Annotated in this window: 27 protein-coding genes, 1 tRNA gene and 1 other RNA gene; 8 read left to right on the top strand and 21 right to left on the bottom strand. The window is 68.1% G+C overall.

The window, feature by feature from the left end; translation table 11 throughout:
* Position 1: 1 nt before the first annotated feature.
* Complete coding sequence (locus tag OED01_RS06670; RefSeq protein ID WP_264157591.1) at positions 2-787, bottom strand: CoA transferase subunit A; 786 nt, start codon at positions 785-787, stop codon at positions 2-4.
* Between the two features lie 101 nt (positions 788-888).
* Here OED01_RS06670 and OED01_RS06665 point away from each other — a divergent pair, with 101 nt between their 5' ends.
* Genes OED01_RS06665 through OED01_RS06650 form a run of 4 tightly spaced genes read left to right on the top strand, consistent with a single transcriptional unit; the run spans position 889 to position 3,912 of the window.
* A complete protein-coding gene (locus OED01_RS06665) occupies positions 889-1,671 on the top strand; it encodes an IclR family transcriptional regulator (protein WP_264157590.1) in 783 nt (260 codons plus the stop codon).
* A gap of 40 nt (positions 1,672-1,711) precedes the next feature.
* Positions 1,712-2,158: a MarR family winged helix-turn-helix transcriptional regulator gene (locus OED01_RS06660; protein WP_264157589.1), complete on the top strand. Its 447-nt coding sequence runs from the start codon at positions 1,712-1,714 to the stop codon at positions 2,156-2,158.
* On the top strand, positions 2,155-3,387 hold the full coding sequence (locus tag OED01_RS06655; protein ID WP_264157588.1) for an MFS transporter: 1,233 nt from the start codon (positions 2,155-2,157) through the stop codon (positions 3,385-3,387). The genes OED01_RS06660 and OED01_RS06655 overlap by 4 nt, the downstream gene beginning before the upstream one ends.
* Positions 3,388-3,423: 36 nt before the next feature.
* Positions 3,424-3,912, top strand: coding sequence for a YbaK/EbsC family protein (locus OED01_RS06650; protein WP_264157587.1), 489 nt, complete (start codon positions 3,424-3,426; stop codon positions 3,910-3,912).
* On the opposite strand, the gene OED01_RS06645 is transcribed toward OED01_RS06650, so the two are convergent.
* The 3 genes from OED01_RS06645 to OED01_RS06635 form a co-directional block, all read right to left on the bottom strand.
* A complete protein-coding gene (locus tag OED01_RS06645; protein WP_264157586.1) occupies positions 3,899-4,309 on the bottom strand; it encodes a protease inhibitor I42 family protein in 411 nt (136 codons plus the stop codon). The two genes, OED01_RS06650 and OED01_RS06645, sit on opposite strands and share 14 nt — an antisense overlap.
* 17 nt (positions 4,310-4,326) lie before the next feature.
* Complete coding sequence (locus OED01_RS06640; protein ID WP_413231613.1) at positions 4,327-5,418, bottom strand: PQQ-dependent sugar dehydrogenase; 1,092 nt, start codon at positions 5,416-5,418, stop codon at positions 4,327-4,329.
* A 91-nt stretch (positions 5,419-5,509) separates the two neighbouring features.
* Positions 5,510-5,582 (bottom strand) — tRNA-Lys (locus OED01_RS06635).
* Positions 5,583-5,723: 141 nt separating this feature from the next.
* On the opposite strand from OED01_RS06635, the gene hisN reads away from it, so the two are divergent.
* Both hisN and OED01_RS06625 read left to right on the top strand, forming a co-directional pair.
* A complete protein-coding gene (gene hisN / locus OED01_RS06630) occupies positions 5,724-6,527 on the top strand; it encodes a histidinol-phosphatase (RefSeq protein WP_264157584.1) in 804 nt (267 codons plus the stop codon).
* Between the two features lie 19 nt (positions 6,528-6,546).
* Positions 6,547-7,113, top strand: a complete 567-nt coding sequence (locus OED01_RS06625) for a hypothetical protein (protein ID WP_264157583.1) — start codon at positions 6,547-6,549, stop codon at positions 7,111-7,113.
* Between the two features lie 88 nt (positions 7,114-7,201).
* On the opposite strand, the gene ssrA is transcribed toward OED01_RS06625, so the two are convergent.
* Positions 7,202-7,571: a transfer-messenger RNA gene (gene ssrA / locus OED01_RS06620) on the bottom strand.
* Between the two features lie 131 nt (positions 7,572-7,702).
* Here ssrA and OED01_RS06615 point away from each other — a divergent pair.
* Entirely contained in the window at positions 7,703-8,368 is a 666-nt protein-coding gene (locus tag OED01_RS06615; protein ID WP_264157582.1) for an SIMPL domain-containing protein, read from the top strand.
* Positions 8,369-8,402: 34 nt separating this feature from the next.
* On the opposite strand, the gene hflX is transcribed toward OED01_RS06615, so the two are convergent.
* Complete coding sequence (gene hflX / locus OED01_RS06610) at positions 8,403-9,914, bottom strand: GTPase HflX (protein ID WP_264157581.1); 1,512 nt, start codon at positions 9,912-9,914, stop codon at positions 8,403-8,405.
* 71 nt (positions 9,915-9,985) lie between these two features.
* Here hflX and OED01_RS06605 point away from each other — a divergent pair, with 71 nt between their 5' ends.
* Positions 9,986-10,627, top strand: a complete 642-nt coding sequence (locus tag OED01_RS06605) for a class I SAM-dependent methyltransferase (protein WP_264157580.1) — start codon at positions 9,986-9,988, stop codon at positions 10,625-10,627.
* 4 nt (positions 10,628-10,631) lie between these two features.
* On the opposite strand, the gene OED01_RS06600 is transcribed toward OED01_RS06605, so the two are convergent.
* The 15 genes from OED01_RS06600 to OED01_RS06530 form a co-directional block, all read right to left on the bottom strand.
* The gene (locus tag OED01_RS06600; protein WP_264157579.1) at positions 10,632-11,291 is read right to left on the bottom strand and encodes an HAD family hydrolase; all 660 of its coding nucleotides are present in this window, start codon (positions 11,289-11,291) and stop codon (positions 10,632-10,634) included.
* Positions 11,292-11,304: 13 nt separating this feature from the next.
* Positions 11,305-12,177 carry a diaminopimelate epimerase gene (gene dapF, locus OED01_RS06595; protein WP_264157578.1) on the bottom strand — a complete coding sequence of 291 codons (873 nt, stop codon included), beginning with the start codon at positions 12,175-12,177 and terminating at the stop codon, positions 11,305-11,307.
* Between the two features lie 26 nt (positions 12,178-12,203).
* Positions 12,204-12,623 (bottom strand): GNAT family acetyltransferase, encoded by a 420-nt coding sequence (locus OED01_RS06590; RefSeq protein WP_264157577.1) that lies wholly within the window; start codon positions 12,621-12,623, stop codon positions 12,204-12,206.
* Positions 12,620-13,081 carry an NUDIX hydrolase gene (locus OED01_RS06585; protein ID WP_264157576.1) on the bottom strand — a complete coding sequence of 154 codons (462 nt, stop codon included), beginning with the start codon at positions 13,079-13,081 and terminating at the stop codon, positions 12,620-12,622. Before OED01_RS06585 ends, OED01_RS06590 begins: the two co-directional genes overlap by 4 nt.
* A 9-nt stretch (positions 13,082-13,090) precedes the next feature.
* The gene (locus OED01_RS06580; RefSeq protein WP_264157575.1) at positions 13,091-13,621 is read right to left on the bottom strand and encodes a dihydrofolate reductase family protein; all 531 of its coding nucleotides are present in this window, start codon (positions 13,619-13,621) and stop codon (positions 13,091-13,093) included.
* On the bottom strand, positions 13,618-14,523 hold the full coding sequence (gene miaA, locus OED01_RS06575) for a tRNA (adenosine(37)-N6)-dimethylallyltransferase MiaA (protein WP_264157574.1): 906 nt from the start codon (positions 14,521-14,523) through the stop codon (positions 13,618-13,620). Before miaA ends, OED01_RS06580 begins: the two co-directional genes overlap by 4 nt.
* 153 nt (positions 14,524-14,676) lie before the next feature.
* Positions 14,677-16,227, bottom strand: coding sequence for a tRNA (N6-isopentenyl adenosine(37)-C2)-methylthiotransferase MiaB (gene miaB / locus OED01_RS06570; protein WP_264157573.1), 1,551 nt, complete (start codon positions 16,225-16,227; stop codon positions 14,677-14,679).
* Between the two features lie 40 nt (positions 16,228-16,267).
* On the bottom strand, positions 16,268-17,077 hold the full coding sequence (locus OED01_RS06565) for a regulatory protein RecX (RefSeq protein ID WP_264157572.1): 810 nt from the start codon (positions 17,075-17,077) through the stop codon (positions 16,268-16,270).
* Positions 17,077-18,123, bottom strand: a complete 1,047-nt coding sequence (gene recA / locus OED01_RS06560) for a recombinase RecA (protein ID WP_264157571.1) — start codon at positions 18,121-18,123, stop codon at positions 17,077-17,079. The genes OED01_RS06565 and recA overlap by 1 nt, the downstream gene beginning before the upstream one ends.
* Positions 18,124-18,388: 265 nt before the next feature.
* Complete coding sequence (locus tag OED01_RS06555; RefSeq protein WP_264157570.1) at positions 18,389-18,613, bottom strand: DUF3046 domain-containing protein; 225 nt, start codon at positions 18,611-18,613, stop codon at positions 18,389-18,391.
* Positions 18,614-18,631: 18 nt separating this feature from the next.
* Positions 18,632-18,940: a helix-turn-helix domain-containing protein gene (locus tag OED01_RS06550; RefSeq protein ID WP_243225052.1), complete on the bottom strand. Its 309-nt coding sequence runs from the start codon at positions 18,938-18,940 to the stop codon at positions 18,632-18,634.
* A 162-nt stretch (positions 18,941-19,102) separates the two neighbouring features.
* A complete protein-coding gene (locus OED01_RS06545; protein WP_264157569.1) occupies positions 19,103-19,585 on the bottom strand; it encodes a CinA family protein in 483 nt (160 codons plus the stop codon).
* Positions 19,582-20,163 carry a CDP-diacylglycerol--glycerol-3-phosphate 3-phosphatidyltransferase gene (gene pgsA / locus OED01_RS06540; protein WP_264157568.1) on the bottom strand — a complete coding sequence of 194 codons (582 nt, stop codon included), beginning with the start codon at positions 20,161-20,163 and terminating at the stop codon, positions 19,582-19,584. The genes OED01_RS06545 and pgsA overlap by 4 nt, the downstream gene beginning before the upstream one ends.
* Complete coding sequence (locus OED01_RS06535; protein WP_264157567.1) at positions 20,163-22,889, bottom strand: FtsK/SpoIIIE family DNA translocase; 2,727 nt, start codon at positions 22,887-22,889, stop codon at positions 20,163-20,165. Before OED01_RS06535 ends, pgsA begins: the two co-directional genes overlap by 1 nt.
* Before the next feature lie 84 nt (positions 22,890-22,973).
* Positions 22,974-24,650 carry a ribonuclease J gene (locus OED01_RS06530; RefSeq protein ID WP_264157566.1) on the bottom strand — a complete coding sequence of 559 codons (1,677 nt, stop codon included), beginning with the start codon at positions 24,648-24,650 and terminating at the stop codon, positions 22,974-22,976.
* Positions 24,651-24,711 lie beyond the last annotated feature (61 nt).

Genomic DNA, 24,711 nt, shown 5'->3' with positions numbered 1-24,711 from the left:
CTCAGGCTCCTTCCTCGGCGGCCGGAGCCGCCACGGTGCGGCGCTCGATCCGCTTCGGTATGTCGGTGCCGACCTCCACGATGCGATGGACGAAGACTCCGGGGAGGTGGACGCGGTCCGGGTCGATCTCCCCCGGCTCGACGAGCTGCTCCACCTGGGCGATGCACACGCGTCCGGCCATCGCGGCGAGCGGGTTGAAGTTGCGTGCCGCCTTGGTGAACACGAGGTTCCCGTGTCGGTCGCCGGCCGCGGCGTGCACGAGCGAGAAGTCGGTGGTGATCGCATCCTCGAGGACGAACTCCGCGAGGGTCCCGCCGACGTCGAAGGTCCGGACGTCCTTCGCCGGCGATGCGACGGCGACCGTGCCGTCCGCGTTGTAGCGGCGCGGCAGCCCGCCCTCGGCGACCTGCGTCCCGACGCCCGTCTGCGTGTAGAACGCCGCGATCCCCGAGCCGCCGGCGCGGAGCTTCTCGGCCAGCGTGCCCTGCGGCGTGAGCTCGAGCTCGAGCTCGCCGGAGAGGAACTGCCGCTCGAACTCCTTGTTCTCGCCGACGTACGACGAGGTCATCTTCCGGATGCGGCGAGCGCCGAGCAGGATGCCGAGCCCCCAATCGTCGACGCCGCAGTTGTTGCTGACGACGCTGAGATCCGTCGTGCCCTGCGCCATCAGCGCTTCGATGAGGGCGATCGGGTTTCCGGACAGCCCGAAGCCGCCGACGGCCAGAGAGGCGCCGTCGGGGATGTCCGCCACAGCGTCCTTCGCAGACGCCCATTGCTTGTCGATCACGCGTCACTCCTTCGTGGGTGTGATTTCAGCATCCGCCTCTCGCGCCCTGATCTGAAGCGAGTGCTTGTCATGTGGTCGGATCGGACGGTAGCGTCCACTATGTGGAACCAACGACGGTGCCTGGCGCACAGGCAGTGGCGAGGGCGGCCCATCTTCTGCGGCTGGTGACCGCCGGCGGAGAGCAGGGCGGGAGTCTCCAGGAACTCGCGCGGGCGGCGGATCTGTCGCGCTCCACCGCGCACCGCCTCCTCTCCGCGCTGCGGGCCGAGGGCCTCGTCGATCAGGACGAAGCCACGGCGCGCTGGATGCCCGGCCCCGAGCTCTACCTGATGGGAACCGTCGCCGCGGCGCGGTACGACGTCACCGCCCTGGCCAGGGACATCGTGCGCTCGCTGGCGGTGAAGACCGAGGAGAGCGCGTTCCTCTCCGTCCGACGCGCCGACGAGACGGTCTGCCTGCTGCGCGAGGAGGGCGCGTTCCCCATCCGCTCGTTCGTGCTCAGCGAAGGGGTGCGCTTCCCCCTGGGGGTCGCCAGCGCAGGCCTCGCGATCCTCGCCTTCCTCCCTGCCCACGATGTGGATGCCTATTTCGATCGGCATCCGGAGCTGGCCGATCGATGGGGCTCCGCCCACCGGCAGGGACGACTGCGGAGCAGACTCGCCGAGACGAAGGAGCGCGGCTACGCCGTCAATCCCGGTCTCATCGTCGAGGGCAGTTGGGGCCTCGGCGCTGCGGTGTTCGATCGGCAGGGGCGGCCGGAATGGGCTCTCAGCCTGACGGGTGTCGAGTTCCGGTTCGGACCCGACCGCATGGCGGAACTCGGGCGGACGCTGCTCGCCCACGCACACCAGCTGTCCGCGCGCATCGCTGCCGCGCGACGATGACTCGAACTCGATCCATACCAAGGGGTATATACTTGGTGGTATGAATCGCACGGATGTCGTCCCCTCCCTCGTGCTCTCGGCACACGCGCTGGCTCGCATCGCCGCACAGGATGCCGGCAACGAGGCGCCGTCGGCCCAGTGGCGTGTGCTGAGCATCCTGGAGCGCGAGGGCGGCATCCGTCTCGGCTCCCTCGCCCGGGCCGCGCGGACTACGCAACCGGGGATGACTCGACTGATCGGCGATCTCGAACGGGCCGGCCTCGTCGAGCGGTCCAGCGATCCCGTCGACTCCCGCGCCACCGTCGTGGACATCACGGCGGCGGGACGCGAGGCGGCGCGCGAGTGGCGCACCGAGTTCCGTCGGACCCTCGCCCCGAGGTTCGCGGACCTGTCGGATGCGGATTGGGATGCGCTGGCCCGTGCAGCCGAGATCCTCGCGGCGCACACGGTCGATTCCCCGGACACGAAGACAGGAGACAGTGAATGAGCAGCGCGACAGCGACCGGATCCGTCTGGCGTCAGCCCGCCCAGGTGTGGGCGGTGGCGTTCGCCAGCGTCGTCGCATTCATGGGGATCGGACTCGTGGACCCGATCCTCCCCGCCATCGCGGAGTCGCTCGAGGCGACCCCGACCGAGACCGAGCTGCTCTTCACCAGCTACCTGCTGATCACGGGCCTGGCGATGCTCATCACGAGCTGGGTCTCCAGCCGCATCGGCGCCAAGGCGACGCTGCTGATCGGACTCGCACTCATCGTCGTGTTCGCTCTGGCGTGCGCACTCAGCGGCAGTGTCGATGCGATCATCGGCTTCCGCGCCGGATGGGGTCTGGGCAACGCGCTGTTCATCTCGACGGCGCTGGCGACGATCGTCGGCTCGGCATCCGGCGGCAGCGCGGCGGCGATCGTGCTGTACGAGGCCGCGCTCGGGCTCGGCATCGCGATCGGCCCGCTGCTGGGCGGCCTGCTGGGCGAGGTGAGCTGGCGCGGCCCGTTCTTCGGCGTCGTCGCGCTCATGGCGATCGGATTCATCGCGGTGCTGACCCTGTTGCGCCCCGGGGCCGAGCGGCGTCAGCCGGTTCCGTTCTCCGCACCGTTCCGTGCACTCGGACGTCCGGCTCTGGCGATCCTCGCGGTGACCGCGTTCTTCTACAACATCGGGTTCTTCGTGCTGCTGGCGTTCTCGCCGTTCCCGCTCGGATTCGGGGCGATGGGCATCGGCTTCACCTTCTTCGGCTGGGGCGTCGCGCTGGCGATCACCAGCGTCTGGGTGGCGCCGTGGATGATGCGGCGGATGCGTCGCACCGCGATCATCCTGACGATCATGCCGCTGCTCGCCGTGGATCTGATCGTCGCCGGTCTCGTGGCGGAGACCGCCGCATTCCTGGTCGCGTGCATCATCGTCGGCGGACTGCTTCTGGGGATCATGAACACGGTGCTCACCGAGGCCGTGATGGAGGCGACCGATCTCCCGCGTTCCGTGGCCTCCTCGGCATACTCGTCCGTGCGTTTCATCGGCGGTGCCGTCGCCCCGCCGGTGGCCGCGGTGCTCTGGCACCAGTTCAACGCGACCGTCCCCTACCTCTTCGCCGCGGCGGCCGTGCTCGTCGCGACCCTGACGGTCTTCCTGGGGCGTCGCGTGCTCGCGCGCATCGACGACGAGGCGGACGACACCGCGACCGAGGATGCCGAGGCGATCCTGATCGGCGACGCCGCCTGACCTGAGCGTTCGATGCGGGGTCGGTAGCGTAGGCGCATGAGCGATGCGACCCGCCTGCCCGAACGTTCGCGTCTGGTGCACCGGCATCTCCTGGACGCCGGCGTCGACATCGAGATCCGTGTGCTGCCGGACTCGGCCCGCACAGCAGGTGAAGCGGCGTCGGCGATCGGGTGCGATGTGGCCGCGATCGCGAACAGCCTCGTGTTCGTCGCCGACGGAGAACCCGTGCTGGTCATGACCAGTGGCGGCCATCGGGCGGAGCCCGTCGTCCTCGCGCGACAGATCGGTGCGGACGAGGTCATGATGGCCCCGGCATCCGTCGTGCGCGAAGCGACAGGGCAGGCGATCGGAGGCGTTGCACCGGTCGGGCATCCGACCCGACTGCGCACCTATATCGACGAGACGCTGGCGGAGCACGGCGAGATCTGGGCTGCCGCAGGTCACCCGCACACGGTGATGCCGCTCACGTTCGACCTGCTGCGGGAGCTGACGGGCGGTCGCGTCATCGCCGTCACCGCACCGTGACCTCGATCATCGCAGTCTCCTGCTCTCCCGGATCCTCGGGCACCTCGCCGCGGAAGCGGTACTCGAACTCGACGGTCGTCCTGCCCTCGCCGACGGCTTCGAAGCGGTAGGCGAACCGGTTTGCGGCGCCCGTGCTGCCCTCCTCGCCGAGATACTCGGACGCTTCGACGCCCTCACCGAGCACGGCGGGGTCCGGCGGGGAGACGATCACCCAACCGTCACCGACGGACGAGTTGATCTCACCGAAGTCGACGACCAGGATGTCGCCGATGGAGAGGGTCGCGACGTCTTCGCTGTACTCGACGACGACCTCGTCCGAGGCCGCGCAGCCGCTGAGCGCCACCGCTGCCGTCATCGCGACGACCATGGCGGTCGCGAACCGCGTCATTGCGCGCATGGTGCCTCCTGCACCCATCATGGCTCAACAGGGACGCGGATGATGCGATCATCCCCGGCGCGCGGATCGCCTCGACCGTCGGTGTTGTTGGTGAGCAGCCACAGCGAGCCGTCCGGAGCCACGACGACGTCGCGCAGCCGTCCGTAGTCCCCGACGAAGCGCTCGGCGGACGTCGCCGGGTCCGCCAGTGCGACTTCGCGCAGGCGTTCGCCACGCAGGTTGGCGATGAACACGGTGCCGTCGACGATCGCGATCCCGCTCGGACTCGCATCGGCCGGCGCCCACTGCTGAATGGGGTCGATCAGTCCGGAGCGCTCGGCAGTGCCTTCCGCATCCGGCCATCCGTAGTTCCCACCGGATTCGATGAGATTGAGCTCGTCCCAGGTGTCCTGGCCGAACTCGCTCGCGTACAGGGCGCCGCTGTCGTCCCAGGCGAGCCCTTGAGGATTGCGATGCCCGTAGCTGTACACCGCCGACCCGGCGAACGGGTTGTCTGCCGGGATGTCCCCCGCCGGAGTCAGCCGGAGGATCTTGCCCGAGAGCGATCCCCGGTCCTGGGCGCTCTCGCGGTTCCCGGCATCCCCCACGGCGACGTAGAGCATGCCGTCCGGACCGAAGGCGATCCGTCCACCGTTGTGGTTGGTGCCCGCCTCGATACCGGCGATGATCGTCTCGACATCGCCCAGACCGAATGCGCCGACGCCGCCGGTCAGCTCGTACCGATCGACGCGGTTCTCCCGCGCGGTCGTGAGATACGCGTAGAGGTGACCGTCGTGGACGGCGATCCCGAGCAGACCTCCCTCGCCGCGCGGCTCCACGTCGGCGATCACTCCTGTTTCCCTGACGGCTCCGTCGTCGCCGATCTCGAGGATGCGCCCGGATCCCCGCTCGCTCACGAACGCCGCGCCCTCGTGGAAGGCCACCGACCACGGCACATCGAGATTCTCGGCGATGATCGATACCGCCGCGGGACTCGCTGCGTCCGTCGTCGGCCCGGGAGCAGGGCTCGTGCCATCCCCTGCCGTCGAACAGCCTGCCGCGATGATCAGGCCGACGACGAGTACGACGACGCCTGCAGAACGCGTACCGGGACGACTCTTCACCGGCATCCTCATCGAGCACCTCCCGCCGTCGTCGGCGAAACCCGGATAGAGCAGAAAAGCCCCAGACGACTGGCGAGAGTCTTCTGGAGCTGATCCGTGCACCCCCTGGGACTTGAACCCAGAACCCACTGATTAAGAGTCAGTTGCTCTGCCGATTGAGCTAGAGGTGCGTTGCCGGTCTTCCCCGGCCGAGGAATTACGTTACCAGGTTGTCGGCCGCAAATGAAATCGAGGGCGGCATGGCTAGGGAGAGGCTGTGAAGAGGGTCTTCGCACCGGGGGCGACCGCACCCTGACGACTATTCTGATGGGGTGACCGACTCCGCTTCCGCCGCCGATCTCCGAGGCGATCTCGACCTCGCCCTCCGCCTCGCACAGGCCGCCGACGAGCAGTCGTTGCCGCGTTTCGACGCCGCCGACCTCGAGGTCTCCCGCAAGGCCGACCGCTCCCATGTGACGGACGCGGACCTGGCGACCGAGCGCGCCATCCGCGCCGTTCTCGCGGCCGAGCGCCCTGCTGACGGCATCCTCGGCGAGGAGTACGGAACGGAAGGCTCCGCGCACCGGCAGTGGATCATCGACCCGATCGACGGCACCGCGAACTTCCTCCGCGGCGTCCCCCTGTGGGGCACCATGATCGCACTCGCGATCGACGGCGTGCCGCAGGTCGGGGTCGTCAGCATGCCGGCGCTCGGTCGCCGCTGGTGGGCGGCATCCGGACTGGGGTCGTGGACCGGGACCCCCGAGGCCCCCCGGGCGCTGCGCGTCTCCTCCGTCGACGACCTCGAGGACGCCAGCGTGAGCTTCCAGAGCATCGCGCAGTGGGCAGATGCCGGCAAGCTCGATGACCTCACGCGCCTCGCCGAGCGGGTCTGGCGCGACCGCGCCTACGGCGACATCTACGCGTACATGCTGCTGGCCGAAGGACGCATCGACATGGTCGCCGAGTTCGACGTGAAGGAGTACGACATCGCCGCAGCCGTGCCGATTGTCCGCGAGGCGGGCGGCCGCATGACGTCGTACGACGGCGTCGAGACCCTGTCGGCGCTCTCGGCGCTCGCGACCAACGGCGTGCTCCACGACGCCTTCCTCGAACTGCTGCACCCGTCCGACTGACGCCGACTCGACAAGGCCCGTGATGATCCCCCGCATCCCCCTCGCCGCTGCCATCGCCCTGCTGCTGGCCGTGTCCCTCGCGGCATGCGCGCAGGAGCCGGCCCCGGCGCGTACTCCGACCGCCACGCCGTCGGCCGTCCAGACCAGCGCCCCCGTGGCGGAGGAGCCCACCGCGGATCCGGAGCCCGCCGAGGCTCCGACCTGCGAGACGCTGATCACGCCCGACTACGTCAGCACGCTCTCGAACCTCGGCTGGAGCCCCAAGCAGAGCGAGTTCCGCGTCGGCGAGACCGTGATCGAGAGCGGCATCCAGTGCACCTGGGCCGCGTGGCAGGAAGTCTCCGACCAGGTCCAGTTCTTCGCCTGGGGTGAACTGGCTCCCGATCAGGCGACCGCGATCCAGAGCGAGCTGCTGTCCCAGGGCTGGCAGCGCGAGAACGAGGACGGCGCCCTGTACTTCACCGAGCCCGCGGAGTCGGCCTTCCAGACCGACGAGAACGGCTACGGCATGACGTATCAGTTCGGCGACGGCTGGGTGAAGTTCGCCGACACCAAGCAGAGTCTGATCCTGATCGATCGCCCCTGATCACGGCGGTGCCCCGATCAGAGACGAAGAGGCCCGCCTCCCCGGTAATCACCGGCGGAGGCGGGCCTCTTCGTTCGCGACAGCGGTTCGGTGGAGCTGGGGGGAATCGAACCCCCGTCCAACGCTGAGTCTCCACGCCTTCTCCGGGCGCAGTCTGTGCAGACGTTCTACTCGGCTCCGACCTTTGTCACAGACACCTAAGTCGACAAGCCCAGCCTGGGAAGAGTCCCGCGTGACGTCCAGACGCCATCACGCAGCAAGATTCCTAGATGACGCCAGGATCCGTATCGGAATCACATACGGCCTGACGGACTATCGGGCTCGCTTATGCAGCGAGGGCGAAGTCGTTGCGCTTTGTTTCGGCAACTATTGTTTTGCAGGGAGCGTTCACGAGATAACCCTGCATCCTCGGCCCGCTTCTCGTGGATTCACAGGCGCTGTCGAAACCGATCAGCCCCGTGGTCCTTCTTGCGAAGGGACCGCTGTCGCTCTGTGGAATTGTCAGCCGGATGCCGGAGCACCCGAGCATCTCAGACTACAACGCATTCGAGCACCACGCCATTCCCGGCCGCTCGCGTAGAGTCATCGCATGAGCGACGTCACCATCACCGTGCGCGGCCAGAGCGAAGAACGCATCGCACCGGAGCGCGCCACGATCCGAGTCTCCGTGCGCGCCGAAGGGGCGGAGCGCGCCACGGTCGTCGAGCACGCGCTGCAGCTCTCCGAGCCGCTGCGCGCGGGCCTGGTCGCACGAGCGGATGCCGCCACGATCGTCGAGTGGAGCAGCAAACGTCTGTCCGTCCGCGCCGAGCGCCCGTGGAATGCGGAGGGCAAGCGCCTCTCCCCCGTCTACTACGCCACGGTCGACTTCACCGCGACTTTCAGCGAGGCATCCGAGCTGTCGATCTGGGTGTCCGAGATCTCGGCCTGGGAGGGTCTGGAGATCGGCTGGGTCGACTGGCACCTCACCCCCGAGACACGGGCGCGGGTCGAGCGGGAGGTGGCGGCCGATGCGGTCGGCGTCGCCGTGACACGCGCCGAGGCGTATGCCGGCGCGCTGGGACGCTCGAGCGTCGTGCCGATCGAGATCGCCGATGTCGGATTGATCTCGAGCGGCCAGCAACCCCCGCAGGTCACCGAGTTCAAGGCGCGGGGTGCGGCCTTCGCGGCGGCGGATGCCGGGCCTTCGATGGAATACGAACCGGACGAGATCGTCGTCTCAGCCACCGTCGAAGCGCGCTTCAGCGCGAGTTGATCGGGCGTGAGCCGTGCTCACGCCCGATCAACCGTCAGTGCGTCTCGGCGAACGGTGCGAGCTCGGCCGCCAGCCGCTCGGAGACGCGCGCGTGCACGCTCGTACCGTGCTCGCCGTGCTCCGAGGACAGCAGCATCCCCGTCTCGTGGATTGCGGCGACGAGGTCGCCCCGGTCGTAGGGCACCAGCGCGTGGATCTCGATCGCCGGCTTCGGCAGCGCCTCCTCGACGGCTTCACGGAGCTCGGCGATCCCCTCGCCGGAACGCGATGACACGAAGTGCGCGCTCGGCACGAGGCCGCGCAGCACCAGTCGCTCGTCCTCGTCGATCAGATCGGCCTTGTTGAAGACCACGATCTCCGGCATGTCGCGTACGCCGACATCGCCCAGGACATCACGGACGGTCTGCAGCTGACCCGCAGGATCCGGATGGGAGCCGTCGACGACGTGGAGTACGACATCCGCTTCGCCGACCTCCTCCAGCGTCGAGCGGAACGCCTCGACGAGCTGGTGAGGCAGGTTGCGGACGAACCCGACCGTGTCGGTCAACGTGAACACGCGCCCGTCCGCGGTCTCGGTGCGGCGCACCGTGGCGTCCAGCGTCGCGAACAGCGCATTCTCGACGAGCACGCCCGCGTTGGTGAGCGCGTTCAGCAGGCTCGATTTGCCGGCGTTCGTGTAGCCGGCGATCGCGACCGACGGAATCGTGTTGCGCTTGCGCTCGGCGCGCTTGGCCTCACGAGCCGGCTTGAAGTCCCGGATCTGACGGCGCAGCAGCGCCATCTTCGTGCGGATGCGACGGCGGTCCAGCTCGATCTTCGTCTCACCTGGGCCGCGCGAGCCCATTCCGGCGCCGCCGGCACCGACCTGACCACCGGCCTGGCGGCTCATCGAGTCGCCCCAGCCTCGCAGACGGGGAAGCAGATACTCGAGCTGTGCGAGCTCGACCTGCGCCTTGCCCTCGCGGCTCTTGGCGTGCTGGCTGAAGATGTCGAGGATCACGGTGGTGCGGTCGATGACCTTGACCTTCACGACGTCTTCGAGGGCTCGCCGCTGGCTGGGGGCGAGTTCGGTGTCGGCGATCACGGTGTCCGCACCCGTCGCCGCGACGATGTCCTTCAGCTCCTGAGCCTTTCCGCGACCGATGTACGTCGCGGGGTCCGGGTGCGGCCGGCGCTGCAGCAGGCCGTCGAGCACGACGGCGCCAGCCGTCTCCGAAAGGGCGGCCAGCTCGCGCAACGAGTTCTCCGCGTCCTCCTGAGCACCCTGCGGGTACACGCCGACCAGCACGACGTTCTCGAGCCGCAGCTGCCGATACTCGACTTCCGTGACGTCCTCGAGTTCGGTGGAGAGCCCGGCGACGCGACGCAGTGCGTGGCGGTCGTCGAGGTCCCACTGGGCGCCGTCGGCGTCGGTGTGGGTCGCCGTCGCGGCATCCTGGATCGCCTGGGCGGCTCCGAACACGTGCGCTTCAGTGCGCTGTTCGGCGTTCGCCAGGATGCGCTCGACCGTCTCGTCGGTGCGCTTGTCGTTCGTGGTTTCCGTCATCCGTCCCTGTTCTCTGTTTCTCGCGTGGAGCGCCTTAACCTTAACCCCCACTGTCCGGTACGCTCGCCTCTATGGGGTCCGACCACTACTTCACTGCGGCCCCGGCAAGCCCCGAGAATCTGCGCACCATCGATGTGACACTGGCCGGTCGGCCGGTCACGGTGACGACAGCTGGGGGTGTTTTCAGCCCCGAGCGGCTGGATGCCGGCACTGCAGTCCTCTTCGCCAACATGCCACCTGTTCCGCCCGGTGGGGATTTTCTCGACCTCGGAGCCGGATGGGGTCCGATCAGCCTCACGATGGCGATGCTGGCCCCGCACGCCACCGTGTGGGCCGTCGACGTGAACGAGCGGGCGCTCGATCTCGTGCGACGCAACGCCGACGCCTTGGGCCTCGATAACATCAACGCGGTGCGCCCCGAGGATGTTCCCGCCGACGTGACCTTCCGCACGATCCGGTCGAATCCACCCATCCGGGTCGGCAAGGACATCCTGCACGACATGCTCGAGCAGTGGATCCCCCGTCTCGACGAACGCAGTGACGCATGGCTGGTCGTGCAGCGCAACCTGGGCGCCGACTCCCTGCAGCGCTGGATGGCCGCGACGTTCCAGCCCGGGTACAGCGTGTTCCGCACGGCCACCGGCAAGGGCTACCGCGTTCTCAAAGTGCGCAAGCACGGCACGCCGCCGACGGAGCCGATCGACGTGGCGTGATCCACTATCTCGTCGACAGTCCGAGCAGTTCGGGCAGGCGTTCCATGTCGTCGAAAACCGTGGTGTTCTCGCCCTCGAGCCATTCCGCCGGCGTGAGACCACCCGAGTAGCCGAACGCGCGCATCCCGGCCGCTCGTGCGGCCGCGACGCCGAATCGGCTGTCCTCGATGACGACGCACCGGTCGGGCGGCACTCCCATGCGAGCCGCGGCATGCAGGAACAGGTCTGGCGCCGGCTTGCCTTCTGCGACATCAGAGGCGCTGAAAATGCGGTCGTCGAAGCGGCGCAGCAGGCCCGTCAGCCCCAGACTTCGGCGGATCTTCGCGTGCGAGCCGCTGGATGCGACGCACGTGGCTGCCGCCGCCACGATGCGCTCGAGCGCCGAGACGATCCCGTCCACCGGTTCCAGGTCCCGCTCGAAGGTCTCGTCGTACAGAGCCTGATACGGCGTCTCCCAGTCGTCCGCGAGAGGCCGGCCCAGATGTGCCTCGACCTCCTGGCGGAAGTGCGCAGCCGACCGGCCGACGAAACGGTGCACGATCTCGGTTTCGGTGAGGTCCCATCCGAGTTCCGACAGCACGTGCCGATCGACCCGGACAGCGAGCTTCTCGCTGTCGACGAGCACTCCGTCGCAGTCGAAGATCACCAGCTCGACCGGACCCACGCCGACGCCGCTCTCAGACCAGGTCGATCTCGCCTCGGAACACGAGCTGCGCGGGCCCGGAGAGCGCGACGTGCTCCCCGTCCTCGGCCGGGAACATCCGGACGCCGAGCGTTCCGCCTGGCACCTCGACGCGCCAGTTGTCCGGCGCACGGTCGCCCGCCCAGTATCGGACGGCGAGAGCCGTGGCGGCGACACCCGTGCCGCAGCTGAGCGTCTCCCCGACGCCGCGTTCGAAGACGCGCATCGAGACGTGACCGATGCCGTCGCGCACCAGCGGCTCTCCCGGCACGACGAACTCGATGTTCGCCCCCGCGGGCAGCTGAGGATCGAGGATGGGCGCGTACTCGAGTTCGAGACTGGAGAGCTCCTGATCGGAGGCGAGCGCTACGACGACGTGCGGATTGCCGACATCGATCCCGGTGCTGGGACGCGCGACATCGAGCCCGCGGGCACGCACCAGCGGATCGGCTCCCGTCAGCTTCCAGCGGCCGAGATCCACCTGATAGCCGGTCTCGCTGCGCGTGACATCGCGCACGCCGGCGCGCGTGCCGATCGGCAGCGTCGAGCCGGGCTCGATGGTCGCGAGCCCCGCGCGCACCAGGTAGTGCGCGAACACCCGGATGCCGTTGCCGCACATCTCCGCGATCGAACCGTCCGCGTTGCGGTAGTCCATGAACCACTCGGCTGCGGGCTCCTCGGCCAGGGATGCCGCACCCTCGGCGATGGCGTTCGATCGCACGACGCGCAGCACTCCGTCGGCACCGATCCCGAAATGCCGGTCGCAGATCGCGGCGACCTGCTCGGGGGTCAACTCGAGTTCGCCTTCGGGGTCGGCGATGATGACGAAATCGTTGCCCGTGCCGTGACCCTTGGTGAATGCGACCATGGCTCCAGTCTATTGACCGTCGGCGGTCAGTCGGAGATCAGGCGCTTCCCGGTCAAGCTGACATCGAACCGTTCGTATCCGACCTGGTCGTAGAACGCCATGACTTCGTCGTTCTCCCTGCGCACCATGAGCTGCACCTTCGGGCAGCCCATCGACAGGAGACGCTGTTCCGCTTCCGCCAGGAGCGCACGGCCGATCCCCTCGCCCCGGCGATGTGCAGCACTGGCGAGATAGTAGATCCAGCCCCGATGTCCGTCGTAGCCCGCCATCACCGACCCGACGATCCCATCGGCATCCTCGGCGACCAGGAACAGCTCGGGTTGCACGGCCACCTTGCGTTCGATGTCGGCGTACGGATCATTCCATGGACGGACGAGCCCAGCCTCTTGCCAGAGAGCCACGACCGCTTCCGAATCCGGCCCTTCGAACGGGCGGATCGTCGTCAACGGTCGAACCCGAACGCCGAGTCGAGCGGAAGCCCGCCGGAGCGCAGGCCGGCCAGCACGGAAAGTTCGTAGTCCGGCACCTCATCCGGCAGAGCATCCAGCGACCACCAGCGAATGGCGGCTGCCTTGTGCGGCTCCTGGATCGTCGGCACTCCTCCCCAGGAGGTGGCCGTCCAGAACCACTCGATGCGTTGCTCGCGGGGTGCATCCGTGCCGTCGGTGCGCTGCATGACCGTCGCGAGCGTCAGATCCTCGGGCCGGAGGATCACGCCCAGTTCTTCGCGCGCCTCCCGCACCGCCGCCTGCCTGGCCGTCTCCCCCGGCTCGACGTGTCCGGCGGCACCGGCGACCCAGCATCCGTCCATGTATCCGGTGTTGTGCCGCAGCTGAAGGAGGACGTCTCCGCCCTTTCGGAGGAACACGTAGGAAGCGGGGATCAGTGAAAAGGAGTGTGCCACCTCGAGATCCTATTCGGCGGACAGGACCCGGTACCGGCCGCACAGGAAGTTCCTGTTGCGGGCGAACTCGACCAGCTCGAGGTCGAGCGATCGCGGCAGCACGGGCGCCCCCGCGCCGAGTGTCACGGGCGCGTACTGCAACCAGACCTCGTCGAGAAGCCCGGCATCCGCGAACTGCCCGGCCAGGTCTCCTCCGCCGACGATCCAGAGATCCTTGCCGTCCGCCGCCTCGCGCATCGCCGCATGGACCTCGCGCACGTCGGCCTGTGTGAAGCGCACCTCGCCGGTTTCCGGCGCAGCCAGTTCACGGTGCGTGAAAACCCACGTCGGCTGCGTGTAGCCCCACCGGCCCTCTTCATGGCGCATCACCCACTCGTAAGTGGACGCACCCATCGCCAGGGCGCCTATCGTCTCGATGAACGATGGGTACGCCATCGGCCCTTCCTCGTCGAAGTCCTGCTTGAGCAGCCAGTCGAGCGAGTGCTCCGGCGTCGCGATGAATCCGTCGAGACTGGTGGCGGTGAAGTAGTGGGTGGTCATCGCCTCAGGATGTCAGCGACCTCCGACATCGGCGAGACCCACTCGATGCCAGGGTAGCGCTTGAACCACGACACCTGACGTCTGGCGTACCGACGCGTCAGCGCCTGCGTCTCGGCGATCGCCTCGGTCTGCGTCATCGCGCCGCTCAGCTGCGCGAGCGCCTGGGCGTAGCCGATCGCCCTGCGCGCTGTGACGCCGTCCTCGAGCCCGCGTGCACGCAGGGCCGCGACCTCGTCGAGCATCCCCTGCTCCCACATCCGAACGACCCGACGATCCAGGCGCTCCACGAGCACGGCTCGGTCGACCGCCACCCCGAGAATCCGGGTGTCGGGATGCCACAGCACCGGCTGCTCGGGCAGTGCTGCGCCATGTGTTGCCTCGCCCTGCTCGAGGACCTCCAGGGCACGGACGATGCGGCGGCCGTTCTTCGGGTCCACGCGCGCCGCAGTGGCGGCATCCTGAGCCTGCAGGCGTGCGTACAGCACCCCCGCTCCCTTCGCTTCGAGTTCGCGCTCCAGCCGTTCGCGGACCGCAGCGTCTCTGGGCGGGAAGCGGAAATCGAAGATGACACTCGACACGTACAGCCCGGACCCTCCGACGAGGATCACGTCGCCCTCGCGGGAGTGGATGTCGGCGATCACGGACCGCGCCAGCGGCTGATACCAGGCCACCGCCGCTTCCTCCGTCACCTCACGCACATCGAAGAGGTGGTGCGGGATGCCCAGGCGCTCCTGCAAGGGCAGCTTGGCCGTGCCGATGTCCATGCCACGGTAGAGCTGCATCGCGTCGGCGTTGACGATCTCGGCCGGATTGCCGCGCGCACGGAGTTCGGCCGCCAGTCGCAGCGCGAGATCGCTCTTTCCCGTGCCCGTCGCGCCGACCACCGCCCAGAGCCGGGTCACGAAAGACTCCTGCGTGCAGAGCGCGGAGATGCGCAGCGATTTCGGAGAGATCCCGGAAGAACGTCCGAACGACGCGTACATCTCCGCGGCCGGCGTACGCGAGTATCGCCGTCCACCGATGCGACCGAGCGCTTCAGGGGCACCGGATGGGTCTCAGACTCCCACGCGAAGCGTCGGCAGGCCCAGCGACACCGCACCGGGCGCGCTCGATGCTCCAGCGGGCGTCGGCACGCCGCAGGACTCCGCCTGTGCACGGTCCCACGCATCCCCACCGCGCGTGCGGCGGATCTTCAGCGGCGCTCCCGTCGGATCGTCCGCGAGCAGGTGGAAGGGCGCTCCGTGCGTGACCGTCACCGTCACGACATCGCCGGGCCGCGGGATCTCGGAGCCTGGTGTCACCTCGAAGTGCACCAGACGGTTGTCCTCGGCGCGGCCGGTCAGACGGTGCGTCTCCGCATCCTTCTTACCCTCGCCGACCGAGACCAGCACCTCGACCTGCCGTCCGACCTGGTTCCGGTTCTCCTCCAGGGAGATGCGCTCCTGCAGGGCGAGCAGGCGGTTGTATCGCTCCTGCACGACCTCCTTGGGAACCTGGTCCGCCATGGTCGCGGCGGGAGTGCCCTCGCGGATCGAGTACTGGAACGTGAAGGCGTTCGCGAAGCGCGCCTGCTCCACGACCCGCATGGTGTCCTCGAAGTCCTCGTCCGTCTCGCCGGGGAATCCGACGATGATGTCGGTCGAGATCGCCGCGTTCGGAATCTGCTCCCGCACCCGGTCGAGGATGCCGAGGAACTTCTCACTCCGGTAGGAGCGACGCATGGCCTTGAGGATCCGGTCGCTGCCGGACTGCAGCGGCATGTGCAGCTGGGGCATCACGGAGGGGGTCTCGGCCATGGCGGCGATCACGTCATCCGTGAAGGCGGCGGGATGGGGGCTGGTGAAGCGGATGCGCTCCAGCCCGTCGATCTCGCCTGCTGCACGCAGCAGCTTGCCGAAGGCCCGACGATCGCCGAACTCGACGCCGTACGAGTTGACGTTCTGGCCGAGGAGAGTGACCTCGATCGCGCCGTCCTCGACGAGCAGGCGGATCTCGTTCAGGATGTCGCCAGGGCGACGATCCTTCTCCTTGCCGCGCAGGCTCGGCACGATGCAGAACGTGCACGTGTTGTTGCAGCCGACCGAGATCGACACCCAGCCGCTGTGCGCCGAATCGCGCTTCGTGGGCAGCGTCGAGGGGAACACCTCGAGGGACTCGAGGATCTCGAGCTCAGCGTCGCCGTTGTGGCGCGCACGCTCGAGCAGCCCGGGAAGCGACCCCATGTTGTGCGTGCCGAAGACCACGTCCACCCAGGGCGCCTTGTCGAGCACGGCGTCCTTGTCCATCTGCGCGAGGCAGCCGCCCACGGCGATCTGCATGCCCTCGTGCTTGTCCTTACGGCTCTTCAGGTGCCCGAGCGTTCCGTACAGCTTGCCCGCAGCGTTGTCACGGACCGCGCACGTGTTGATGATGACGACGTCGGCTTCCTCGCCGACTGCTGCCTTGATGTAGCCGGCGCTCTCCAGGGATCCGGAGAGACGCTCGGAGTCGTGCACGTTCATCTGACAACCGAAGGTGCGCACCTCGTAGGAGCGCTGTCGTCCGTCGTCGCCGGTAGCCGCAGAGGAGGGCGCGATGATCGTCGGTTCGCTGCGCGGAGTAGTCATGATCTTCCCATTGTACGAGCGGCCGATCGCTGCCCGGGCCTCAGTCGGAGTCGACGAACCGGACGCCGCCGCCGGGACCTCCTGAGCCGTTCTCCGCCAGCGCCGTCTTGGCCGCCTTCATCGCGACCGCGCCGTTGTAGCCCCGACGTGCCAGCTGCCCGACCAGGCGCCGCAGAGCGGTGTCGTCGTCGAGCCGTGCGAGGGATCTCGCCTTCGTTCGGGCGAAATCGAGCGCGCGTTCGGCGTCGTCATCCGGCAGCTCGTCCAGAGCTGCATCGATGACGTCACGAGGGATGCCGCGTTGGGCGAGTGCACGACTGAGCGCGACGCGGCCCTGGCCCTTGCGCTCCACCCCGGAGGTCACGAGATGACCGGCCAGGATCGCATCGTCCAGGTATCCGCGGCGACAGAAGTCATCGATGACGTCGTCGATCTGCGCGGCCTCGATCCGCTGCCCCTGGAGCTCATACCCCTTCAGCACAGCCCGTGCTTCCGCGATCGAGAGCGAGCGTGTGCGGAGCTTGCGCACGAGCGTCTCTTCGGCCTTCTCACGGATGCTGTCGGCGTCCAGCGTGTCGCCGCTGTCGGCGGCCGCCTCGCTCTGGTGCGGGCGCAACGCCCTCAGTTTCGGGGTGGCGCGGGCTTCGCCCCGGTAGGCGGGATGCTGTGCACTCGGCGTACCGGAATCGGCGTCGTCTCCGCCGGCCCATGTCGGATGCCAGGATTCGGCGGCAGGAGGACCCTCGACGGCCTCGGACCGGCGCTTCGCCGGCCGTTCTGGCGCTGCCTCCCGACCGAACAGCGGGATCACGGGGGCGAGGCCGTCCTCGCCCCCGATCTCACCGGTCATCAGGCCGGGCGGCGCTGAGCGAGCTCATCCGCAGCCTCAGAAGCCGCGGCACCGCCGATGCCCAGCTTCTGCTTGATCTGCGTCTCGATCGTCCGCGCGATGTCGGGGTTGTTGAGGAGGAACGTACGCGCGTTCTCCTTGCCCTGGCCGAGCTGGTCACCGTCGTAGGTGTACCAGGAGCCCGACTTCTTCACGATGCCGTGCTCCACGCCGAAGTCGATCAGGCTGCCTTCGCGGGAGATGCCGATGCCGTAGAGGATGTCGAACTCCGCCTGCTTGAACGGCGGAGCCATCTTGTTCTTGACGACCTTCACGCGCGTGCGGTTTCCGACCGCCTCCGTACCGTCCTTCAGCGTCTCGATACGACGGATGTCCAGGCGGACCGAGGCGTAGAACTTCAGCGCCTTACCGCCGGCCGTGGTCTCCGGGGATCCGAAGAAGACGCCGATCTTCTCACGCAGCTGGTTGATGAAGATCATGGTCGTGTTGGTCTGGTTGAGACCACCGGTGAGCTTGCGGAGCGCCTGCGACATCAGGCGCGCCTGGAGACCGACGTGCGAATCACCCATCTCGCCCTCGATCTCGGCGCGGGGCACGAGCGCGGCGACGGAGTCGATGACGACGAGGTCGATCGCGCCCGACCGCACCAGCATGTCCGCGATCTCGAGCGCCTGCTCGCCGGTGTCCGGCTGGGACACCAGCAGCGCGTCGATGTCGACGCCGAGCTTCTTCGCGTAGTCGGGGTCGAGCGCGTGCTCTGCGTCGACGAACGCGGCGATGCCGCCCTGACGCTGCACGTTCGCGATCGCATGCAGGGTCAGAGTGGTCTTACCGGAGGACTCGGGGCCGTAGATCTCGATGATGCGTCCGCGGGGCAGCCCACCGACGCCGAGCGCGACATCCAGCGCGATGGAGCCGGTGGGAATGACCTCGACAGGCGCGCGCTCGTCGCTGCCCAGTCGCATGACCGAGCCCTTTCCGAACTGGCGGTCGATCTGGGCGAGGGCCGATTCGAGGGCCTTCTCGCGGTCTGCGGGTGATGGCATGACGTGCTCCTTCTGTTCGCGCTGCTGCCGCCTGTAGGCTGTCGCGGCCTCCCCTGGATGGGTCGACTCTCCGACAAGGCGTATGGCTTTGCGCCATGTCCCCCACGGTAGGCGGGGCCTCCGACATCGCATCGCAGGGTCCCGAGAACTGTGGAAAAGATGGGCTGTTCACCACTTGTGCAGAACGATACGCGCATCTCGAACAGATCTTCGACGACACGCCGAATCCCGATCGAAGATCGCTACGCCGGCAAGACGGTGCGGGTCAGCCCCGCCGCGGCTCCAGGCGCCCGACGCCATGACGGCGTTCGACCGGGACGTCCGTCTCCTCACAGAGCGCGAGCCAGATGTCACGAGGCGGCACACCGGCGGCAAGAGCCTCGGACGCCGTGCGCGAGCCCACCGCGCCCAGGACCAGATCGTCGACGAGCGACGCGGATCGCGCGCCGAACTCCGCCTCGACGGCACGCAGGAACTCACTCCGTCGCATCGAGAGCGGCAGCCCGTGTCAGTGCAGCGAGAGTTCGGGCTCGATCGAGGCGACCAGGTCGTCCGGAACGACATCCGGGAACACCTGCAGGCCTTCGAGCACCGAGATGCGGTCGCCGACCTCACGCATGATAGTGGAGATGGGAACGTCGAGCGCTTCGGCGACCGAGGCGAGGATCTCGCTCGAAGCCTCTTTCTGACCGCGCTCCACCTCACTGAGGTAGCCGAGCGCCACAGAGGCCTTGCTCGCCACCTGGCGGAGCGTGCGCCCCTTCTGGAGGCGGAAGTCCCTCAATACATCGCCGATCTCCTGGCGTACAAGAATCATCGGAACCTCCTCTCGTTCCCCGTCGCCGAGTTCGACGCCGAGCGGATCGCCAGTCTAACCCGACCGGCTATGGAAAAAACTAGCGTTGATTTCTGTGGTTCGGTTGTGAGCGCAGCAGCCCGGGCATTCATCACACCAGTGACAACCCCGGCGAGGCCGGTCCTATTCCTGCAGTGCGCGGAGGGCCGCCGAGATCGCGGCGTCGACGGACTGACGACGGATCTCCTCGCGGTCGCCCCCGAACCGGAACGCGACCGAGTGCACCCCCGCCGGCGTCGCGACCCCCACGTGCACCGTTCCGACCGGCTGCCCGTCCGGTGATGCCGGACCGGCGATGCCTGTCGTCGAGATCCCGACGTCGGCCGGTCGTCCTTCGACGGACACCGTCTCGCGCACCCCGTCGGCCATCTCCTCGGCCACCCGCGGGTGCACCGGTCCGTGCTCTTCGAGCAGGCCGGCATCCACCCCGAGCGCCGTGTGCTTGACGGGTGTCGCGTACGCGACCACGGCGCCGTTGAGAACTGCCGAGGCGCCGGGTACCGCGACGATGGCGGAGCTCACCGCTCCCCCGGTGAGCGACTCCGCGATACCAAGGGTCCATCCGCGATCGATCAGCAGCGCGACCAGCTCCGATGCCTTGGTCATGCGGCATCCGCCGATCGAGAGCCGCGCACCTGAGCGACGACGTAGTCGATGCCGCTGAGCACCGTCAGCAGCAGAGTCGCGTACATGAGCGCGGTGCCGATGCCGGTCCACCAGTCCAAGCCGATGAACTCCTGCAGCGGCAGCAACCACCATCCGAGCGTCACACCCTGCAGTGCGGTCTTGATCTTGCCCATCCACGCCGCGGCGACGATGTGCTGCTTGGCGACGACGAAACGGTGCACCGTGATGCCCCACTCGCGCACCAGGATGATGATCACGACCCACCACGGCCACTCGCCGAGGATCGCGAGACCCACGAACCCGGCCCCGGTGAGCAGCTTGTCGGCGATCGGGTCCCAGAGTTTTCCGAAGTCGCTGACGATGTCGTACCTGCGGGCCAGATAGCCGTCCACCCAGTCCGTCGAGATGGCGAAGACGAAGAGCACGCCGGCGACCCAGCGCAGGGCGAGATCGTCGGATCCGTACGTTCCGCCGAGCAGCAGGAGGATGAAGAAGACGACGGCGAGCGGGATGCGCGCGATCGTGATGGCGTTCGGCAGCTGCCGTGGGATCGCCATCAGTCGCGACCCGTCAGGCCCCAGGCGTCTTCATCGCCCTCGGCCTCCACGACGGGCAGTCCTCGGAACTGCTCCTCGACGGGATCGTGCTCGCTCACCTGCTGGTCGGCGGCGGCGGGCGCCGCGGCCGGCGCGGACGCCGGCGGATCGTCGCCGCGGATGTGCGCGAGCACCTCGGGGAGCTGCTCGGCGGTCACCAGCACATCGCGCGCCTTGGATCCCTCCGAAGGCCCGACGATCTCGCGAGATTCCAGCAGGTCCATCAGGCGACCGGCCTTGGCGAACCCGACGCGCAGCTTGCGCTGCAGCATCGACGTCGACCCGAACTGCGAGGACACGACCAGCTCGGCGGCCGCGAGCAGCAGCTCGAGATCGTCGCCGATGTCCTCGTCGATCTCCTTCTTCTTGCCCTCGACGGCCTCCGCGACGTCCGGGCGGTATTCGGGGCGGGCCTGTGCAGTCACGTGCTTCACGACCGCGTCGATCTCGCTCTCGTTGACCCAGGCGCCCTGCAGACGGAACGGCTTGGACGAGCCCATCGGGGAGAACAGGGCATCACCCTGGCCGATCAGCTTGTCGGCACCCGGAGAGTCGAGGATGACCCGGCTGTCGGTGACGCTGGTGACGGCGAACGCGAGACGCGACGGCACGTTGGCCTTGATGAGGCCGGTGACGACATCGACGCTCGGACGCTGCGTCGCGAGCACCAGGTGGATGCCGGATGCGCGGGCGAGCTGCGTGATGCGCACGATCGAGTCCTCGACGTCACGCGGCGCGACCATCATGAGGTCGGCCAGCTCGTCGACGACCACGAGCAGGTACGGGTACGGCTTCAGGACCCGTTCGCTGCCGACGGGAACCTCGACCTCCCCGGCACGGACGGCCCGGTTGAAGTCATCGATGTGGCGGAATCCGAACGACGCGAGGTCGTCGTACCGCATGTCCATCTCCTTCACGACCCACTGCAGCGCCTCTGCGGCCTTCTTGGGGTTCGTGATGATGGGCGTGATCAGGTGCGGCACGCCGGCGTAGCTGGTCAGCTCGACGCGCTTCGGGTCGATGAGCACCATCCGCACGTCCGCCGGCTTCGCACGCATGAGCAGGCTGGTGATCATCGAGTTGACGAAGCTGGACTTACCGGACCCGGTCGATCCGGCGACGAGCAGGTGCGGCATCTTGGCCAGGTTGGCGACGACGATGTTGCCGCCCACGTCCTTGCCGACGCCGATCGTCATCGGGTGCGTGCTCTTCTGCGCCGCCGGCGAGCGGAGCACGTCTCCGAGCGCCACCATCTCCTTGTCGGCGTTGGGGATCTCGATGCCGATCGCGCTCTTGCCGGGGATCGGCGACAGGATGCGCACGTCGTTCGAGGCGACCGCGTAGGCGATGTTGTTGGCGAGCTGGGTGATCTTCTCGACCTTGACGCCGTGGCCGACCTCGACCTCGTACTGGGTCACCGTCGGACCGCGCGAGAAGCCGGTCACCTTGGCGTCGACCTTGAACTGCGTCAGCACACTCGTGATCTGCTCGATGACGCGGTCGGTGGCCTCGGAGCGCACCACAGGAGGGGGCCCCTCGGCGAGCACGGAGGTCGGCGGCAGATGGTACGGGGCCACCGGCGCCTGGCGCCCGCGGTCACCCGAACCCTCGGTGCCGAACCCGTCCAGGCCCGGCAGCTCCGGCTGCTCGCCGGTGTCACCGGTGTCGTCCATGAGTGCCGTCGACTGCTGCTCCGAGAGCATCGACGTCAGAGCCTCGACGTCGGTCAGCACCTCGGTCGCAGCATCCTGCGGGTCGGCGACGACTACGGCCTGGTCGTAGGCGGGGGTCGCGCGCGTCGGAGCCGTCTGCGTGGAGAGCAGCTCGGTCAGATCCTGCGATCCGGCGGAGGAATCCGGATCCTCCTCACGACCGGTCTTGTTCCGACGCCACCACGGCAGCACATCGGGGTCGTCCGTCTTGTCGGCGTCGTCGACCGTCGGCAGCTCCTTCGTGGGCTTCTCAGGTCGTTCCGCGTCGAACATCCACGCGTACAGGTCGCCGAGCCGCTGTCCGATGCGGTTCGGCGGCGTCTTGGTGAGGATCAGGATGCTGAGCACGATGAACAGGCTCAGCACGACGTAGGCGAGGATCGGCGACAGGAAGGCCAGCGGCTCCCCCAGCATCCATCCGAACAGACCGCCGCCCGCGCTCAGCGCCGGCATGCCGTCTCGTGGCTGCGGCTGCCCACCGGCGACATGACAGATCCCGGCGATCGACACCACCATGAGCGCGAAGCCGATGCCGATCCGGCCGTTGTCGTGCACCGACGACGGATGCCGGAACAGCCAGCCGGCCAGCAGAAGCAGCAGCACCGGCATGAGGAACGCCGTGCGTCCCACGAGAAGACCGACCGTGTAAGCGCTGATGTTCTGCGCGACCTCGTTGCCGATGAAGAACCACTCGTCGACGGCGCCGAGGCACGCCAGCAGCACGAGGAACAGCGGGAAGCCGTCGCGGCGATCGTCCTTTTCGAGGGTCTCCGGGCCGAACGCGCGGAACAGCCCGCCGACGCCGTGCGCCAGCCCTGTCCAGGCGCGGACGATGACGGGCGGCTTGTCCGCGTCGTCGATGTACCGCTTCGGCGCCGGTGCGGCCTTCGCAGACGACCGCGATCCCGTCTGCCGCTTCGAGCGCGCCGCAGCGCTCTCGGACGCGCGCTGGGTCTTCGTGGTGCTCCTGGCCATGTCCTCTACGGTATGTCCGGGGTCGGACATTTGCCCGCAGTGACGCGGCTTTCAGCCCGATCGCGGCCCGGCCGCGATCGGGGTTCAGGCCTCGATGACGAGCGGGACGATCATCGGGCGACGACGCAGCTTCTGGTTGACCCAGCGGCCGATCGTGCGTCGCACGACCTGCGACAGCGCGTGCGTGTCGCGCACGCCGTTGCCTGAGGCCTCCTTGAGGGCTGCGACGATCTTCGGGACGACGTCCTCGAACACCGCGTCGTCCTCCGCGATGCCGCGGGCGTGGATCTCCGGACCGGTGATGATGCGGCCGGTCGCGGCGTCCACCACGACGATGACGGAGACGAACCCCTCCTCGCCCAGGATCCGACGATCCTTGAGGTCGGCATCCGTGATCCCGCCCACCGTCGAGCCGTCGACGTAGACGAAGCCGATGTCCAGCTGACCGGCAACGCGGGTCTGGCCGTCCTTGAGGTCGATGATCGTGCCGTTGGTGGCGAGGATCGTGTTCGCCTCGGGGATGCCGGTCTCCTGCGCGAGCTTCGCGTTGGCGACCAGATGGCGGTACTCGCCGTGCACGGGCAGCACGTTCTTCGGACGCAGGATGTTGTAGCAGTAGATGAGCTCGCCGGCGGCGGCATGCCCGGAGACGTGCACCTTCGCGTTGGCCTTGTGCACGACGTTCGCGCCGAGCTTGGTCAGCCCGTCGATCACGCGGTAGACGGCGTTCTCGTTGCCGGGGATGAGGCTGGACGCGAGGATGACGGTGTCGCCCTCTCCGACCTCGATCGCGTGGTCGAGGTTCGCCATCCGGCTGAGCACGGCCATGGGCTCGCCCTGCGAGCCGGTCGACATGTAGACGATCTGGTCGTCAGGCAGGTCGCGCGCCTTCTTGTAGTCGATAAGGACGTTCTCCGGGACGTGGAGGTAGCCCAGCTGCTCGGCGATCGTCATGTTGCGCACCATGCTTCGACCGAGGAACGCGACGCGGCGGCCGTTCGCGTGCGCCGCGTCGATGACCTGCTGCACGCGGTGCACGTGGCTCGAGAAGCTCGCGACGATCACGCGCCGCGGCGCCTTGCCGATCACCTGGTCGAGCACAGGCCCGATCGACCGCTCGGTCGGCGTGAAGCCGGGGACGTCCGCGTTCGTGGAATCCACCAGGAACAGGTCGACACCCTCTTCGCCCAGGCGCGCGAAAGCGCGCAGGTCGGTGATGCGGCCGTCCAGGGGCAGCTGGTCCATCTTGAAGTCGCCGGTGGCCAGCACGAGACCTGCCGGCGTGCGGATCACGACGGCCAGGGCATCCGGGATGGAGTGGTTGACCGCGACGAAGTCGAGGTCGAACGGGCCGACCTTCTCCTGCTGGCCCTCCTTCACCGTGAGCGTGAAGGCCTTGATGCGGTGCTCCTTGAGCTTCGCCTCCACGAGGGCGAGCGTCAGGCTGGAACCGATCAGCGGGATGTCGTTCTTGAGCCGCAGCAGATACGGAACGGCGCCGATGTGGTCCTCGTGACCGTGCGTCAGTACGACGCCGACGATGTCATCGAGTCGGTCACGGATCGGCTCGAAGTCCGGCAGGATCAGGTCGACGCCCGGCTGGTGCTCCTCGGGGAAGAGCACGCCGCAGTCGACGATGAGGAGCTTGCCCTCGTATTCGAACACGGTCATGTTGCGACCGATCTCGCCGAGACCGCCGAGCGGTGTGACGCGCAGGGTCCCTTCCTCGAGAGGTGCTGCTTCAGCGATCGGGATGGACATGCTGTCTCCTCTGTCGGGCGCGTCGCGCGCCCGGTCGTGCGTCAGGCGCGCTCCGCGCCCG

The sequence above is a fragment of the Microbacterium sp. M28 genome (genome assembly GCF_025836995.1).
Classification (GTDB): domain Bacteria; phylum Actinomycetota; class Actinomycetes; order Actinomycetales; family Microbacteriaceae; genus Microbacterium.
Note: the sequence above shows the minus strand (reverse complement) of the source record. Positions and strands in the feature narration are given on the sequence as shown.